Consider the following 16389-nt stretch of genomic DNA (forward strand, 5'->3'; position numbering starts at 1 on the left):
TCCCGCGTACGAGTGTCAGGCCCCGCCCGGGGAGCCGGGTGGGGCCTGACGTCTGTCGTGTTCAGGCGGCGGCCGTCAGCCGGACGAGGGCGCTGATAGCTTCGGCAGCGCTGGGGCGCCGGGTCGTATGGGGCGCACGGGGAGCGACGTACGGGGGAGCTGTGCGGGTACCTGAACGTGTGCAGAAGTCTGTGAACGTCCTGCTGTGTCTGGTGGCCGTGGCCGGCATCGGCTGGAGCGGTCAGGTGATCTGGCAGGTCTGGGAGGGCCGGCGGCAGATCAACTCGGCCTGCGCGGGGCTCGTCCCGGCCGGTCGCGTGCTCGCGCTCTCCCCGGCGGGAGGCACCGTCTCGCACCGGGTGGCCGATGAGGGGACGATCGAACTCGACGCCGGCCTGCCGCAGGACTGCGAGATCTTCAGCACCGAGGCGGGCGAGAAGTACGGCACCCACAGCGGTGAACGCTGGTTCTTCACAGGTGCGGTGGGTACCGAGCCGGGCAACAAGGCCGTCATCGCCGACGACCCGGTGGGCGACCTCCTTGACCTGTACTCAGGCCACACCTACCCCGCCCAGCCGATCGGCGGCGGCATCGCCGGGCTGGTCACGGACTCGGGCGTCACCGTTCAACTCCCCTGCCCCGAGGGCAAGTCGGCCGGAGCGCCCATCAAGGCCCTGTGGGCCAGCGCCGCGCTGATGGATCCAGGGCCGCCCTTCACGGAGGACGGCCAGCTCACCGCCCACGACCGGAACACGCTCGCCGAGACCGCTGTGCTCACCGCCAACAACCTCGCGGAGCGGCTGGGCTGCGCCGGCCGGCTGCCCGACCCCCCGGACGACATACCCGCCCTGGCCGAGGGACCGACCCCGGCCTTCCGCGCCGACGGCACCTGCGCCTGGTACCGCAGGGCCGGCTTCGCCCGCGGTGCTCAGTACGCGGACCAGGTCCTGGAGAGCCGCACGGACGACAAGCTCTGGGACGAGCAGTGCGGACTCGTACTCAGCGACACCCGCGCGGCCGACCTGTGGCAGACCCACGGGGCGAAACTCGACCTCCTCAGCCCGCCGTCCCGCCCGGGGCGATGGTTCGCCTCCTTCCACACCCACTCCGGAGAGGACGCGAAGAACGTCCAGCTCAGGAGCGCGAGATACGACGAGGCCCCGGAGCTCGCGGAACCGGGCAAGGCGGGCCGCAGCGAAGAGAGGACGGTCTGGTGGGCCTCCTCGGTCTGCGACGGTCAGCCGCAGATCCACACCATGACCATCGGCTTCGACTACGCGAGGATCGTGACTCCCGTGTACGAGAAGGTGTTCCGCGCCTACGTCACGGACGTGACGAAGCGCCGCGGCTGCACGGACGTCGAGTTCCCCGACTCCGCGACCTTTCGCGTCGGCCCGGACGGCAGGCCGGACGGCAGGCCATAGGCTCAGCGCCATGCCCCCGGCCAAGAAGCGCACCCGTACCTACGACCCTGCCAAGATCCGGACGGCAGTTCTCGCCCAGTTCGCCCACGTGAGGGAAGCGGTGGGGGGCCTCACCGAGGAGCAGCTCACCGCCCCGACCCGGCTCGGTGACTGGACCGTGCGGGAGCTGGCGGCGCACTTCACGATGGCGGTCGGCGCGGTGGCCAGGGCGCTGGAGATGGCGGAGCCGGCCAAGCACGAACTCCCGCTCCTGGACTGGCCGTCGGGGACCGCGACAGAGTCCGCAGGTATCGCGGACGGCACCCGGGAACTCGCCGCGAGCGCGGAGCCGCCGGAGCTCTTCGCGCGCGCCACGGCCCGTATCGAGAAGGCCCTGGCCGAGGCCCCCGGCACGCGCCTGATCCCCACCAGGTCCGGCGCCATGACCCTCGCCGACTTCCTGGTCACCCGTACCGTCGAACTCGTCGTCCACACCGACGACCTGAACGACGCGCTGCCCGGCCTCGACGTCCCGTACGACCGTCAGGCGCTCGCCGCCTGCACCCGGTTGCTCGCCGACACCCTCGCCGTGAAGGCGCCCGGCGCGTCGACCGAGGTGCGGATCCCGCCGTTCGCCGTCGTCCAGTGCGTCGAGGGTCCCCGCCACACCCGCGGCACACCGCCGAACGTCGTCGAGACGGACCCGCTCACCTGGATCCGCCTCGCCACCGGACGCGTCGAGTGGCGCGCCGCCCTGGACGACGCGAAGGTCAGCGCGAGCGGCGAACGGGCCGATCTCAGCGGACTTCTGCCCCTGATGCGCTAGGGGGGTGTCGGTTGCGCTCCTGGAGGGGGTGGAACCGATCCACCCACCCGGCCCGTCCCATCGCCATGCACACGCAATCCCGGAAGCTCACCGTCCTGGCCGCCGCGCTCCTGCCCCTGGCGGCCGTCGCAGCGTGCGGATCACAGACCGTGTCCGTCGGGGGTACACCGGTCACCGGCGTCCGCTGGAACGTCGAGAGCGTCACCGTCGACGGCACCACGACGCAGGCCCCCGCGAGCACGTACGTCGAGTTCCCTTCGGCGGACCGGGCGCGCGGCAACAACGGCTGCAACCGCTTCGACGCGGAGGCCGAGATCGACGGGGACACGATCCGTGTCGGCAAGGCCAACGTGACGATGTCGATGTGCATGGACAAGAAGCAGCGGGACTTCGAGAAGACGTTCGGCCGTGCCATCGGCGGCAGTAACAAGGCCAGGACCGACGGTGACCACCTCACCCTCACGACCGACGACGGCGACACGATCGCCCTGGTCAAGGAGCGTCCGGCCCCGCTGACCGGCACTGAGTGGACCGTCACGAGCCTGCTCTCCGACGACGTCGCGACCTCGCTGCCGAAGGAGGTGGCGGGCCGCGCCGGGCTGACCTTCGAGAGGGACGGCACGGACGGCACGGACGGCACCGCGACCGGGAACCTCGGCTGCAACCGCTTCCGCGCGAAGGCGGAGTTCCGCGACGGCCACCTCACGCTCGGCAGGCCCGTCACCACCCGCATGCTCTGCCAGGGCCCGCGCACGGACACCGAACGCGAGCTGCTGAAGCTCTTCGCCCAGAAGCTGTCGTACGAGGTCAAGGGCCGCACCCTCACGCTGACGGCGCCCGACGGAACCGGCGCCGTGGCGGGAGCGGGCCGCGGCTGACCGGGCGGCCCGCAGCGAATTCCGTCACACTCGGCGGCGCCTGCGCGCCCGGCGCCGCCCCCGCCGACGCCCCCCACCCCGCACCGCCCGCCGACGCCGCTCCCGAGCCCGACCGGCGACGGCTGTAGCACACGAAGAGCCAGGTCAGCACCATGATCACATCGGAGGGGCGAGGCGGGCGTAAGCGGGCCGGTGAGGGCCGGCGCACCCCCGGGCAACGGCCTCAAGAGCGGGCCTCACCGGCTCGACCAGGCACGGGATCACGTTCGCCAATTCGGACCAGTGGTCGATCTCGCCTACACTCGGTGGCGTGCCACGTGGTGACGGTCGACTCAATCATGATCTGCTCCCCGGCGAGAAAGGCCCCCAGGACGCTTGTGGCGTCTTCGGTGTCTGGGCTCCCGGTGAAGAGGTCGCCAAGCTCACTTACTTCGGGCTCTACGCCCTCCAGCATCGAGGTCAGGAATCCGCGGGAATCGCGGTGAGCAACGGCTCCCAGATTCTCGTCTTCAAGGACATGGGCCTCGTGTCCCAGGTCTTCGACGAGACCTCTCTCGGTTCGCTCAAGGGTCATATCGCGGTCGGTCACGCCCGCTACTCGACCACCGGCGCCTCCGTGTGGGAGAACGCCCAGCCGACGTTCCGCGCCACCGCGCACGGCTCGATCGCGCTCGGCCACAACGGCAACCTGGTCAACACGGCGCAGCTCGCCGAGATGGTCGCGGCCCTCCCCAAGGAGAACGGCCGCAACACCCAGCTCGCGGCGACCAACGACACCGACCTCGTCACCGCGCTCCTCGCGGGCCAGGTCGACGACGACGGCAAGCCGCTGACCATCGAGGAAGCCGCCGCCAAGATCCTCCCGGACGTCAAGGGCGCCTTCTCCCTCGTCTTCATGGACGAGCACACCCTCTACGCGGCCCGCGACCCGCAGGGCATCCGCCCGCTGGTCCTCGGCCGGCTGGAGCGCGGCTGGGTCGTCGCTTCCGAGTCCGCCGCCCTCGACATCTGCGGCGCCAGCTACGTGCGCGAGATCGAGCCGGGCGAGTTCGTCGCCATCGACGAGAACGGCCTGCGCACCTCCCGCTTCGCAGAAGCGAAGCCCAAGGGCTGTGTCTTCGAGTACGTGTACCTGGCCCGCCCCGACACCGACATCGCCGGGCGGAACGTGTACCTCTCCCGCGTGGAGATGGGCCGCAAACTCGCCAAGGAAGCACCGGTCGAGGCCGACCTGGTCATAGCGACGCCGGAATCGGGCACCCCCGCCGCGATCGGTTACGCGGAGGCCTCCGGCATTCCGTTCGGCGCGGGACTGGTCAAGAACGCGTACGTCGGCCGGACCTTCATCCAGCCCTCGCAGACCATCCGGCAGCTCGGTATCCGGCTGAAGCTCAACCCGCTCAAGGAAGTCATCAAGGGCAAGCGGCTGGTCGTCGTCGACGACTCGATCGTCCGCGGCAACACCCAGCGCGCCCTGGTCCGCATGCTCCGCGAAGCGGGCGCGGCCGAGATCCACATCCGGATCTCCTCTCCCCCCGTGAAGTGGCCGTGCTTCTTCGGCATCGACTTCGCGACGCGCGCCGAGCTGATCGCCAACGGGATGTCGATCGACGAGATCGGCAAGTCCCTGGGCGCCGACTCCCTCTCCTACATCTCCATCGACGGCATGATCGAGGCCACGACCATCGACAAGCCGAACCTCTGCCGCGCCTGCTTCGACGGCGAGTACCCGATGGACCTTCCGGACCCCGAGCTGCTGGGCAAGCAGCTCCTGGAGACCGAGCTCGCGGCAGGACCGGCGAACACCGCCGCCACCGACGCCCTCCGTCGCCCGTAAGACCCCCCGTCATACGACACGAAAGTTCTCAAGCCATGTCTGAGACACCTGGTGCCAGCTATGCGTCCGCGGGCGTCGACATCGAAGCGGGCGACCGCGCCGTCGAGCTGATGAAGGAGTGGGTGAAGAAGACGCAGCGCCCCGAGGTCGCCGGCCTCGGCGGTCTCGGCGGATTCGCCGGCCTCTTCGACGCCTCCGCGTTCAAGCGCTACGAGCGCCCGCTGCTCGCCTCCGCCACGGACGGAGTCGGCACGAAGGTCGACATCGCCCGCCGGCTCGGCGTGTACGACACCATCGGCCACGACCTCGTCGCGATGGTCATGGACGACATCGTGGTGTGCGGCGCCGAGCCGCTGTTCATGACCGACTACATCTGCGTCGGCAAGGTGCACCCCGAGCGCGTCGCCGCGATCGTGAAGGGCATCGCCGAGGGCTGTGTCCTGGCCGGCTGCTCCCTCGTCGGCGGCGAGACCGCGGAGCACCCGGGCCTGCTCGGCCCGGACGACTTCGACGTCGCGGGCGCCGGCACCGGCGTCGTGGAGGCCGACCGGCTGCTCGGCCCGGATCGTATCCGTACGGGTGACGCGGTGATCGCCATGGCGTCCTCCGGCCTTCACTCGAACGGGTACTCGCTGGTCCGCCACGTCCTCTTCGACCGCGCGAACCTGAAGCTCGACCAGCACGTCGATGAGCTCGGCCGCACGCTCGGCGAGGAGCTTCTGGAGCCCACCAAGATCTACTCGCTGGACTGCCTGGCGCTGACCCGCACCACGGACGTCCACGCGTACAGCCACATCACGGGCGGCGGCCTCGCGGCCAACCTGGCCCGGGTCATCCCGGACAGCCTGCACGCCGCCGTGGACCGCTCGACGTGGGCGCCCGGCGCGATCTTCGACCTCGTCGGCAAGGCCGGCTCGGTGGAACGCCTGGAGCTCGAGAAGACGCTGAACATGGGCGTCGGCATGATGGCGATCGTCCCCCAGGACGCGGTGGACTCCGCGCTCGCGACGCTCACCGACCGCGGCGTGGACGCGTGGGTCGCCGGTGAGATCACCGAGCGCGGCGAGCACACCACGGGCGCGGCGCTCACGGGTGACTACAGCAAGTAAGGCCCGCAGGGCAGCACAAAACCCGGTCCGGCGTGTGACCACCCCGGACCGGGTGAAGTGCAGTTGCTACGAAAACGAGAACTGCGAAGAACTACTGCTGGACTGCAGACTGCAGGACTGCGAGGTCAAGCGCCGCGGCGCTGCGACGAGGGACCGGACTCATCGGAGTCCTCGTCATCCTCGTCGTCGTTATACAGATCCGCGTACTGGGCGTACGGGTCGTCTTCCTCGTCGTCGTCGTCCTCGAACGGCTCGCCATTCGGCGGCTGATTCGAGGTCGAAGCGCCCAGCTCATTGGCCAGACGCGACAGGTCAGTCCCGCCGCTGCTGTACTTCAGCTGGCGGGCGACCTTCGTCTGCTTGGCCTTTGCCCGGCCGCGCCCCATGGCTCGACCCCCTCGGTGACGGGGCTCGACGGCCCCAGAGTCTTGACACGCGTTCATGATCTCGAACGGGCTCTCCGCGGAGAGACCCGTCCTTAGGGCTTCCACGGTACCTGCTCCCGCGGCCATACGGTACGTCGCCCGCAGGACGCGCCTGGGCGCAGGACCAGCAAGGCGCCCTGTCCTCGCTGGTCAGCTGCGATTTTAACCTCTTCTTGGCGAGCGACCCGCCGACGGGCGTGAGTCTTGTCTCCCGCATCCGCCGCCGGGCCGCTCCCAGGTGCCTCGAACGTCAGCCGCGACGGGCCTCCGCCATGCGCTGTTCGGCGATCCGGTCGGCGGCGGCGGCCGGCGGAATCCCGTCCGCCTTCGCACGTGCGAATATGGCCAGCGTCGTGTCGAAGATCTTCGCGGCCTTGGCCTTGCACCGGTCGAAGTCGAAGCCGTGCAGCTCGTCGGCGACCTGGATCACTCCGCCGGCGTTCACGACGTAGTCGGGCGCGTAGAGGATCCCGCGGTCGGCGAGATCCTTCTCGACGCCCGGGTGGGCGAGCTGGTTGTTGGCCGCGCCGCAGACGATCTTCGCCGTGAGGACGGGGACGGAGTCGTCGTTGAGCGCGCCGCCCAGAGCGCACGGGGCGTAGATGTCGAGCCCCTCGGTCTGGATGAGCGCCTCGGTGTCCGCCACTGCCCGCACGGACGGGTGCTTGTCCTGAATCCGCCGTACGGACTCCTCGCGCACGTCGGTGATCACGACCTCGGCGCCGTCCGAAAGGAGGTGCTCCACGAGGTGGTGGCCGACCTTGCCGACGCCCGCGATGCCGACCTTGCGGTCGCGCAGCGTCGGGTCGCCCCACAGGTGCTGGGCGGAGGCCCGCATGCCCTGGAAGACGCCGAAGGCGGTGAGCACGGACGAGTCGCCGGCGCCGCCGTTCTCGGGCGAGCGCCCGGTCGTCCAGCGGCACTCGCGCGCGACGACGTCCATGTCGGCGACGTAGGTGCCGACGTCGCAGGCCGTCACGTAGCGGCCGCCGAGTGAGGCGACGAACCGGCCGTAGGCGAGCAGCAGTTCCTCGCTCTTGATCGTCTCGGGGTCACCGATGATCACGGCCTTGCCGCCGCCGTGGTCGAGGCCGGCCATGGCGTTCTTGTACGACATCCCGCGCGAGAGGTTCAGGGCGTCGGCGACGGCCTCCGCCTCGCTCGCGTACGGGTAGAAGCGGGTGCCGCCGAGGGCGGGGCCCAGGGCGGTGCTGTGGATGGCGATGACGGCCTTGAGGCCACTGGCGCGGTCCTGGCAGAGCACTACTTGCTCATGGCCGCCCTGATCCGATCGGAACAGGGTGTGCAGAACATCGGCAGGGGCGCCGGTTACGTCGGTCACTGTGGTGACTCCCGGTCGAGTAGCGGCGGTTGGAGACGGTGCCCGTGCGGGTGGCGGGCCCCGTTGGGCAAGAGACTAGAGCCTGCGCCGAGCCGCCAGATGCGCAGTGCCGAGGATCACCCTCTCCCGGAGTACGTGCGTGTCCGGCCAGGCGCGTTCACCTTCGGCCATGGGACGATTTGCAGTGTTTTCCAGGCGCAGACCGGGGGAGGGAGCAGCCGTGCCCAAGGTGTCTTCGGTGACCGTGCCCTATGCGTCGTATCTACGCGTGTACGAACCCCTCGCGGCGTTCCCCGAGCCCGAGCGGAGCCATTGGGAGCGCTACGCGCGCCGTCGTAAGCGCCCCTCCTACCAGGACGAACTGCGCCGCTCGCTGGCCGACTTGCTGCCGACGCCGCCCGTGCCCGTGCCGGTGCACGAGAGCGACGACGCGTTCGTCATGGAGGCGGACGGGGTCGTGTGCGTGTGCCCGTGGCGCACGCGGCTGCGTGGCTGGCAGGCGCTGGACGAGCTGCCGGGCCGCCTGCCGACACCGGTGCTGGACGCGGTGCTCCCCCCGGTGGTGCGCCGGCAGACCGCCGCGGACTACGAGCGCTGGCTGGCCCGCAATCCGGACGCCCGCCCCTGGATCCGCACGTCCACCTGGCAGATCCCGCTGAACTGGTTCGTGCTCGTCTCGGACGAGGAGCGCGAGTACGGCAAGGGGGCCGCGGACCGTGTGGACGGCGCTGCGCCGGTGCTGCGGTACCGCACGCCGATGGTGCAGGCGCGGCGCCGGGTCGCGCGGGGCCTGCGCACGCTGCGGGACACGATGGACGAGGGGCCGCTGATCGACGGCCTGGTCGACGTGGGGCGCTGGCTCGAAGAGTTCCACCCGCGTTCATTCGTCGAGCTCGACTACGGCGGCCTGGTGCACGCCTTGTCCGCGGAGGATCTGGACGGTGATCATTCCGCTGCGGACGTGGCGGAGGGGATCGAGGCGCTCCGGCGCGGTGACGGTGACGGTGCCCAGGCGGCGTACGCGCGGCTGATGGAACGTTGGCGGGCCGTGCGGGACCGGCAGTTCGCGAACTGACCGGACGGGCGTGCGGGGACGTAGGTCCCGATCCGGGCTTTTGCCTCAAGCGTGATGGACCGCACTTACTGGGCCCTTGCGCCCATCGCCCCTCCTCGTGCCAAAATAGGACAAGGAGTCCGGGGAGGACTCCGCCCGGCTGCTTTCGTCCGCGTTCAGCCGGAAATCTCAGCATTGCACGCTATGGGGGGTCTCGTGACTCCTGGCGCCACTGTGACTGATCGTCACAGTGGCGTGACTGTCCGCTATGGCATGGTCCATCGGCTTCCGTCGCTGATGAACACCTGGGAGGGCAATTCCATCGGTTTGGCCGACGAGGCTGGACGGATGGTGTAGTTGTAGTGCCGAGGACAAGCCGTTCGTCCTATAACCGACTCGACTCGCGTCCGCCATTTCGGGCAACGCGGGTCAAGGTGCAGAATTTAGAGGAATGAACCGAGAAGGTTCGGTTCTCCCGAGGAGGCCGCTCATGACCGCTCGCACCCCTGATGCCGAGCCGCTGCTGACCCCGGCTGAGGTCGCCACGATGTTCCGCGTCGACCCGAAGACGGTGACGCGCTGGGCAAAGGCTGGCAAGCTCACGTCGATTCGCACGCTCGGCGGGCACCGCCGCTACCGCGAGGCGGAGGTCCGCGCACTGCTCGCGGGCATTCCGCAGCAGCGCAGCGAGGCCTGAACAACTGAATAAAACGGGCGTTCCGGGCCCCCCAGCCCTTTTCGCGCCCAACCTATAGCTCCATACGACGCGGGTCCGCCCCAACGGGCCCACGCCTACTCATGCTTCAAGGGTGCGTCGTCGATCGCGCTGGACTCCGCCGGGTCCAGCGCGATTTTTTTATGCGCGGATCCGTGCGGGCGGGGCAGCCTGTGGGGCGCCTGTGCGTGGCTTTGTGGGCGGCTCTGTGGGTCCCTGATCGAGTGCCGGCGGCGGCCTGCCGGGGAGCGCCGACGGGCGCTCGTCGGGTCGTTCGGGGCGTTCGCCGGAGAGGTCCTGGAGCGGGCCTTCGGGGGCGCCCGGGAGGGGCCTGGGAGGGGTCCGGGGGTGGTGCAATTGCACATATTAAATTGAGGCGTTGTAGGGCGACTGTAAGAAACGCTGTTTCCAAAACTGGTCCCGTGACACCCGTCACACGGTCGAACACTTGTTGCCGACGAGTCCTTTGGGTTAGAGGGGATTCGCGGGGCAGTGTCGTCCTTCTCCCCTCAGGCTCCCACCAGTTGGGGCCGCCGTCCGGCGCCTTTGGTCACGCGGTGGGGGGACTTTCGCCCTCCGCGACCCCGCGGTCCGTCCCCGGGCCTCCTGTGGGCTCTCTGCCGGGCTCCATGGCGAGGCGCAGGAGTTGGTGGCAGATGGGGCAGTGCCGGGTCAGATGGCGGTAGCCGGAGGCGGCGGAGAGGTGGGCGCGCAGCAGTGCGCGCGTCTCGTGCCGGGCGGATGCCGCCATACGCCACCTCCGGGTCGGGAATCCCTGATGTCTGAGTACCGGGGGAGCGGGGTGCCGTCAAGACGGCGGAGGGAGGGCGCAGGGGGGCATGGGCGGGCGCGCACACGACTGAGGCCCGCACCCCTTGCGGGATACGGGCCTCGATCTCACTGCGGTCCTGACGGGATTTGCTGTGCCTGATTGCGGCTCCGCCGCGGGCGCGGCCTCTTGGTGCTGAGTGCACGACTGAGGCCCGCACCCCTTGCGGGATACGGGCCTCGATCTCACTGCGGTCCTGACGGGATTTGAACCCGCGGCCTCCACCTTGACAGGGTGGCGAGCACTCCAAACTGCTCCACAGGACCTTGCTCGCGGCACTTGGTGTTGCTCTGTGCTGCGAGATGAGACTGTACAGCAGCGCAGGCCCGACGGTCGAACTCACTTAACGTGCTCGGTCCGTTACGGCGCCGCCGCGTCGATCGCCTTCACGATCCGCTTGTCCGAGACCGGGTACGCGGTGCCGAGCGCGTGGGCGAAGTAGCTGACCCGCAGCTCCTCCAGCATCCAGCGGATGTCCAGGACTTCCTGCGGCACGGGCCGCCCCTGCGGCATCTGTTCGAGCAACCACGCGTACTCGTCCTGCATCTCGTGGACCTTCTCCATGCGCGACGTGTCCCGCTGCACGTTCGTCGGCATCTGGGTCAGGCGCCGGTCGGCGGCGACCAGGTAGCGCACCAGGTCGGGCAGGCGCCGCAGACCGGTGTCCGTGACGAAGCCGGGGCGGATCAGCGCCGTCAACTGCGTGCGTACGTCCGTGAGGTTGGCGAGCAGCGTCGGGCTCTTCGTGGACTTCAGGCGCCGCTCACAGGCCTGCCAGGCGGCGAGCACCTGCTGGACCTGGCCCACCGTCCGTACGGTCGTGTCGACGATCTCGGCGCGCACCTTGTCGTAGAGCTTGCGGTACGACTCCTCGTCCCAGGCGGGGCCGCCGAAGTCCGCGATGAGCTTGTCGCAGGAGGCCATGGCGCAGTCGTCGAAGAGCGCCTGGACCGTGCCGTGCGGGTTCGCGGACAGGGCGAGCTTCTGGGGGTTGGTCAGCTTGTCCGAGGCGAACTTGCCCGGGTTGACCGGGATGTTGCGCAGGATCAGCCGGCGCGTGCCCTTCCACATCGCCTGCTGCTGCTCGGCCTCCGTGTCGAAGAGACGTACGGAGACCGTGTCCCCGTCGTCGACGAGTGCCGGGTACGCCTTGACGGGCTGGCCGGCGCGCCGGGTCTCGAAGACGCGGCTCAGCGTCCCGATCGTCCAGTCGGTGAGGCCCGAGCGCTCCACGGACTCGCCGCCCGAGCGCTCGGCCGTGGCCGCTGCCGCCTGCGAGATCGCCTTGCGGGCCTTCGGCTTGAGGCGCAGCTTGAGCGCCTCCAGGTCCTTGTCCTCGGCGAGCGTCCGGCGCCGCTCGTCGACGATCCTGAACGTGATCTTCAGGTGGTCGGGTACCCGGGACAGGTCGAAGTCGTCCGCCGTGACGGGCACGCCGACCATGCGCTGGAGCTCGCGGGCGAGCGTCGTGGGCAGCGGCTCCTGCAGGGGAACGGCCCGCTCCAGGAACGCCTTCGCGTAGTTGGGCGCCGGGACGTAGTGCCTGCGGACCGGCTTGGGCAGGGAGCGGATCAGCTCCGTGACCACGTCCTCGCGCAGGCCCGGGATCTGCCAGTCGAAGCCCTCGGACGTGACCTGGTTGAGCACCTGGAGCGGGACGTGGACGGTCACACCGTCCGCGTCCGCACCCGGCTCGAACTGGTACGTCACCCGGAACTTCAGCGGGCCCTGCCGCCACGAGTCCGGATAGTCGTCCTTGGAGATGGCCTCCGCCGACTCGCGGATGAGCATCGAGCGCTCGAAGTCGAGGAGTTCGGGCTCGTCCCGCTTCTTGTGCTTCCACCAGCTGTCGAAGTGGGCGCCCGAGACGACGTGCTCCGGGACCCGCTGGTCGTAGAAGTCGAAGAGCGTCTCGTCGTCGACGACGATGTTGCGGCGGCGGGCGCGGTGCTCCAGCTCCTCGACCTCGGTGAGCAGCTTGCGGTTGTCCGCGAAGAACTTGTGGTGCGTGCGCCAGTCGCCCTCGACGAGCGCGTTCCTGATGAACAGCTCGCGGCTCACCTCGGGGTCGATGCGCCCGTAGTTCACCTTGCGCTGTGCGACGAGCGGGACGCCGTACAGCGTCACCTTCTCGTACGCCATCACGGCCGCCTGGTCCTTCTCCCAGTGCGGCTCGCTGTACGTGCGCTTGAGGAGGTGCTCGGCGAGGGGCTCGACCCACTCCGGCTCGATCTTCGCGTTGACGCGGGCCCACAGCCGCGACGTCTCGACGAGCTCGGCGGACATGATGAAGCGCGGGGGCTTCTTGAAGAGGGCGGAGCCGGGGAAGACCGCGAACTTGGCGTTGCGGGCGCCCAGGTACTCGTTCCGCCCGCCGCGCTGCTTGGGGTCCTTGTCCGTGGACTCCTTCACGTCCTTCATCCCGATGTGGGACAGCAGACCGGCGAGCAGCGAGATGTGGACCTGGTGGTCGGGGGCGTCGGCGCCCGTCGAGGACTCCTCCAGATGGAGGCCCATCTGCTTGGCGACCGTGCGCAGCTGCGTGTAGATGTCCTGCCACTCGCGGATGCGCAGGAAGTTCAGGTACTCCGACTTGCACATGCGGCGGAACGCGGACGAACCGAGCGTCTTCTGCTGCTCGCGCACATAGCGCCAGAGGTTGAGGAACGCCAGGAAGTCCGACGTCTCGTCCTTGAAGCGGGCGTGCTGCTGGTCCGCCTGCGCCTGCTTGTCGCTGGGGCGCTCGCGCGGGTCCTGGATGGACAGCGCGGCCGCGATCACCATGACCTCGCGCACACAGCCGTTCTTGTCGGCCTCCAGGACCATCCGGGCCAGGCGCGGGTCCACCGGCAGCTGGGCGAGCTTGCGGCCCTGCTGGGTGAGGCGTTTACGGACGTCCTTCTCCGCCGGGTTCAGCGCGCCCAGCTCCTGGAGGAGCTGCACGCCGTCGCGGATGTTGCGGTGGTCCGGCGGGTCGATGAAGGGGAACTTCTCGATGTCGCCGAGCCCGGCCGCGGTCATCTGGAGGATGACGGAGGCGAGGTTCGTGCGCAGGATCTCCGCGTCCGTGAACTCGGGGCGGGCGAGGAAGTCGTCCTCCGAGTACAGGCGGATGCAGATGCCGTCCGACGTACGGCCGCAGCGGCCCTTGCGCTGGTTGGCGCTGGCCTGGCTGATCGCCTCGATGGGCAGGCGCTGCACCTTCGTGCGGTGCGAGTACCGCGAGATGCGGGCGGTGCCCGGGTCGATCACGTACTTGATGCCGGGGACGGTCAGCGATGTCTCCGCGACGTTCGTCGCGAGGACGATGCGGCGGAGCGAGCCCGTGGGGCGCTGGAAGACGCGGTGCTGCTCCGCGTGCGACAGGCGCGCGTAGAGCGGCAGGACCTCGGTGAACCGGAACTTCTTCTTCTCCAGCGCGTCCGCCGTGTCGCGGATCTCGCGCTCCCCGGACAGGAAGACGAGGATGTCGCCCTTGCCCTCGCCCTGGAGCTCCTCGACGGCGTCCGTGATCGCGGTGATCTGGTCCCGGTCGGCCTCGTCCGAATCCTCTTCGAGCAGGGGTCTGTAGCGCACCTCGACCGGGTACGTACGGCCGCTGACCTCGACGATCGGGGCGTCCCCGAAGTGACGGGAGAAGCGCTCGGGGTCGATCGTCGCGGAGGTGATGACGACCTTCAGGTCCGGGCGCTTGGGGAGCAGCTGCGCCAGATAACCGAGCAGGAAGTCGATGTTCAGGGACCGCTCGTGGGCCTCGTCGATGATGATCGTGTCGTACGCGCGCAGTTCGCGGTCCGTCTGGATCTCGGCGAGCAGGATGCCGTCCGTCATCAGCTTCACGAACGTGGCGTCCGGGTTGACCTGGTCCGTGAAGCGGACCTTCCAGCCGACGGCCTCGCCCAGCGGCGTGTCCATCTCGTCCGCGATCCGCTCGGCAACCGTACGGGCCGCGAGCCGGCGGGGCTGGGTGTGCCCGATCATGCCGCGCACTCCGCGGCCGAGTTCGAGGCAGATCTTGGGGATCTGGGTCGTCTTGCCGGAGCCGGTCTCGCCCGCGACGATCACGACCTGGTGGTCGCGGATCGCGTCGGCGATCTCGTCCTTCTTCTGGCTGACGGGAAGCTGCTCGGGATACGTGATCTCGAGCGCCTCGTACCGGCCGCGACGCTGCGCCGTCCGGGCCTCGGCCTTCTCGGCCTCCGCCTCGATCTCGGCGAGCACGGCGGTCCGGGCTTCGGGCTTGCGGATGCGGCGCGCGCCTTCGAGCCTGCGACCGAGCCGGTGCGCATCGCGCAGGGACAGCTCGGACAGGCGCTGGGCGAGGGTGCCGAGGACGGGGGCAGGCTGCGTAGACATACGTCCTCCAGGATCTCACCTCGGAGAAACGGGTGGCGAATGGTTTTGAGGTGGGACGGTATAGGCGGAGATCATGGCAGTTGGCAATGAAGGTCCGTTATGGGTGTTTTAACGTGTCCGTATGCCGGAGCCGAGCGACGACGATCATGAGCATGGTGCGCACGACCACGGCGCGCACGGGCGGGTGCCCACACGCGGGGAGCGCTGGGAGGACTTCAAGAAGTCGCCGTTCCTGCCCGCGACCGTCCTCGTGTTCATCCTGGCGGCCGCCGCGGGCCTCTTCGCCGGCTCGTACACGTACACGATGGCGAACCCCACGCCGCACCGGATCCCCACGGCCGTGGTGGGCGCGGCGAACGCGGAGCACGGCGGGGCGTTCCTCGTCGGCATGGAGAAGGCGCTGAACGCGTCACTGGAGGTGCACCCCTACGACAGCGTCGCTGCCGCCGTCGAGGGCGTGGACCAGCAGAAGGTCTTCGCGATCCTCGACGTACGGCAGGGCGACCGCGTCGGGCTCGAGGTCTCGGGCGCCTCCGGGGCCTCGGTGGCGCAGGTCCTCGCCGAGACGGCCCCGGAGGTCGGCGCCGGACTCGGGATCCCGGTCACCGTGACCGACGTCAAGCCGCTCCAGAAGGGTGACCCGCGCGGCCTCGCGATCTTCTACGTCTCGCTGGCCGCGGTCATCATCGGCTTCGTCGGCGCGATCCAGCTGAGCGTGCACGCGCGCGCGCTCAACCCGCTGGAGCGCATCGCGTACACGGTGGCGTACGCGCTGCTCGGGGCCTTCGTGATCGCGGCGGTCGTGGACTGGTGGCTGGGCGCGCTCGATCTGCCGTTCGCCCAGTCGTGGGCGATCCTCGCGCTGACGATGTTCACGTCGGGGATGGTCTTCACGATGTTCAACACGCTGTTCGGGCGCTGGGCGATGCTCCCGACGTGGGGGCTGATGGTGCTCCTCGGCAACCCGTCGTCGGGCGGCGCGGTGTCGTGGCCCTTGCTGCCGTCGGTGCTCGGCCGCATCGGGCAGTGGCTGCCGCCGGGCGCCTCGGTGAACGCGCAGCACACGGCCGTGTACTTCGGCGGAAACCAGCACGTGTTCCCGTTCCTGGTGCTCACGGCGTGGGCCCTGCTGTCGTGCGCGATCTTCTGGATCTGGCGCCACCGCCACCCGGGTGGCCGCGCCACGGAACCGGCCCATGCGGGGGAAGCAGCGGCGTGACCCTGCCGGGCAACCTATGCCCGTGAACGGCGAAAGCCCCGACCGGGACGGGTCTTTCGGAACGGGACTCGGTCGGGTCGGAGACCTGTACGGGAAACGCAACAGGCCCCGTCCGGGGACCGGGCATGGAAGTGGTGGCCGGGTGCTGGGTTCGGACGGGTGGGGCTTCGGGAGGGCGTCTTGGGCCGGGTGGGCTGTCGGACGCGCGGTTCGTGAACGAATCGCAGCGGTCCTGACGGGATTTGCTGTGTCCGATGGCGGCTTCGCCGCGGGCGCGGCCTTCGGGGCCCGGTCGCCCCAGGGAAACGCAACAGGCCCCGTCCGGGGACCGGGCATGGAAGTGGTGGCCGGGTGCTGGGTTCGGACGGGTGGGGCTTCGGGAGGGCGTCTTGGGCC

General features: G+C 69.6%; 12 protein-coding genes and 1 tRNA gene. 8 read left to right on the forward strand and 5 right to left on the reverse strand.

Annotated features, from left to right (window positions below; translation table 11 throughout):
- Positions 1-179: 179 nt before the first annotated feature.
- From ACIPWY_RS15245 to purM, 5 genes are all read left to right on the forward strand, one after another.
- Positions 180-1424 (forward strand): hypothetical protein, encoded by a 1245-nt coding sequence (locus ACIPWY_RS15245; protein ID WP_393699074.1) that lies wholly within the window; start codon positions 180-182, stop codon positions 1422-1424.
- 10 nt (positions 1425-1434) lie between these two features.
- A complete protein-coding gene (locus ACIPWY_RS15250; RefSeq protein ID WP_362908447.1) occupies positions 1435-2229 on the forward strand; it encodes a sterol carrier family protein in 795 nt (264 codons plus the stop codon).
- 65 nt (positions 2230-2294) lie between these two features.
- Positions 2295-3107, forward strand: coding sequence for an META domain-containing protein (locus ACIPWY_RS15255; protein ID WP_393699071.1), 813 nt, complete (start codon positions 2295-2297; stop codon positions 3105-3107).
- Between the two features lie 310 nt (positions 3108-3417).
- Entirely contained in the window at positions 3418-4944 is a 1527-nt protein-coding gene (gene purF / locus ACIPWY_RS15260) for an amidophosphoribosyltransferase (protein WP_362908445.1), read from the forward strand.
- Positions 4945-4979: 35 nt separating this feature from the next.
- Positions 4980-6053 carry a phosphoribosylformylglycinamidine cyclo-ligase gene (gene purM / locus ACIPWY_RS15265; protein ID WP_393699069.1) on the forward strand — a complete coding sequence of 358 codons (1074 nt, stop codon included), beginning with the start codon at positions 4980-4982 and terminating at the stop codon, positions 6051-6053.
- A 125-nt stretch (positions 6054-6178) separates the two neighbouring features.
- On the opposite strand, the gene ACIPWY_RS15270 is transcribed toward purM, so the two are convergent.
- Complete coding sequence (locus ACIPWY_RS15270; protein WP_362908443.1) at positions 6179-6439, reverse strand: DUF3073 domain-containing protein; 261 nt, start codon at positions 6437-6439, stop codon at positions 6179-6181.
- 289 nt (positions 6440-6728) lie between these two features.
- Entirely contained in the window at positions 6729-7820 is a 1092-nt protein-coding gene (locus tag ACIPWY_RS15275; RefSeq protein ID WP_362908442.1) for a Glu/Leu/Phe/Val dehydrogenase dimerization domain-containing protein, read from the reverse strand.
- Positions 7821-8040: 220 nt separating this feature from the next.
- Here ACIPWY_RS15275 and ACIPWY_RS15280 point away from each other — a divergent pair, with 220 nt between their 5' ends.
- Together ACIPWY_RS15280 and bldC are read left to right on the forward strand one after the other, a co-directional pair.
- Positions 8041-8895, forward strand: a complete 855-nt coding sequence (locus ACIPWY_RS15280) for a hypothetical protein (protein ID WP_362908441.1) — start codon at positions 8041-8043, stop codon at positions 8893-8895.
- 469 nt (positions 8896-9364) lie between these two features.
- Positions 9365-9571: a developmental transcriptional regulator BldC gene (gene bldC / locus ACIPWY_RS15285; protein WP_003949541.1), complete on the forward strand. Its 207-nt coding sequence runs from the start codon at positions 9365-9367 to the stop codon at positions 9569-9571.
- A 568-nt stretch (positions 9572-10139) separates the two neighbouring features.
- On the opposite strand, the gene ACIPWY_RS15290 is transcribed toward bldC, so the two are convergent.
- The 3 genes from ACIPWY_RS15290 to hrpA form a co-directional block, all read right to left on the reverse strand.
- Positions 10140-10340 carry a DUF6274 family protein gene (locus ACIPWY_RS15290; protein WP_362908440.1) on the reverse strand — a complete coding sequence of 67 codons (201 nt, stop codon included), beginning with the start codon at positions 10338-10340 and terminating at the stop codon, positions 10140-10142.
- Positions 10341-10609: 269 nt separating this feature from the next.
- Positions 10610-10684: transfer RNA gene (locus tag ACIPWY_RS15295), tRNA-Asp, on the reverse strand.
- A gap of 94 nt (positions 10685-10778) precedes the next feature.
- A complete protein-coding gene (gene hrpA, locus ACIPWY_RS15300; protein WP_362908439.1) occupies positions 10779-14774 on the reverse strand; it encodes an ATP-dependent RNA helicase HrpA in 3996 nt (1331 codons plus the stop codon).
- 121 nt (positions 14775-14895) lie between these two features.
- Between hrpA and ACIPWY_RS15305 the strand changes: the two genes are divergently transcribed.
- On the forward strand, positions 14896-15993 hold the full coding sequence (locus ACIPWY_RS15305; protein WP_401533447.1) for an ABC transporter permease: 1098 nt from the start codon (positions 14896-14898) through the stop codon (positions 15991-15993).
- The last annotated feature ends 396 nt before the right edge of the window (positions 15994-16389 follow it).

Origin of the sequence: Streptomyces sp. NPDC090032 (assembly GCF_044748025.1) — a bacterium.
Classification (GTDB): Bacteria; Actinomycetota; Actinomycetes; order Streptomycetales; family Streptomycetaceae; genus Streptomyces.

Coding starts and splice junctions, on each gene's coding strand:
- ACIPWY_RS15250 (WP_362908447.1), top strand. CDS start 1,435: ATGCCCCCGGCCAAGAAGCGCACCCGTACCTACGACCCTGCCAAGATC.
- hrpA (WP_362908439.1), bottom strand. CDS start 14,774: ATGTCTACGCAGCCTGCCCCCGTCCTCGGCACCCTCGCCCAGCGCCTG.
- ACIPWY_RS15270 (WP_362908443.1), bottom strand. CDS start 6,439: ATGGGGCGCGGCCGGGCAAAGGCCAAGCAGACGAAGGTCGCCCGCCAG.
- ACIPWY_RS15305 (WP_401533447.1), top strand. CDS start 14,896: ATGCCGGAGCCGAGCGACGACGATCATGAGCATGGTGCGCACGACCAC.
- bldC (WP_003949541.1), top strand. CDS start 9,365: ATGACCGCTCGCACCCCTGATGCCGAGCCGCTGCTGACCCCGGCTGAG.
- ACIPWY_RS15290 (WP_362908440.1), bottom strand. CDS start 10,340: ATGGCGGCATCCGCCCGGCACGAGACGCGCGCACTGCTGCGCGCCCAC.
- purM (WP_393699069.1), top strand. CDS start 4,980: ATGTCTGAGACACCTGGTGCCAGCTATGCGTCCGCGGGCGTCGACATC.
- ACIPWY_RS15255 (WP_393699071.1), top strand. CDS start 2,295: ATGCACACGCAATCCCGGAAGCTCACCGTCCTGGCCGCCGCGCTCCTG.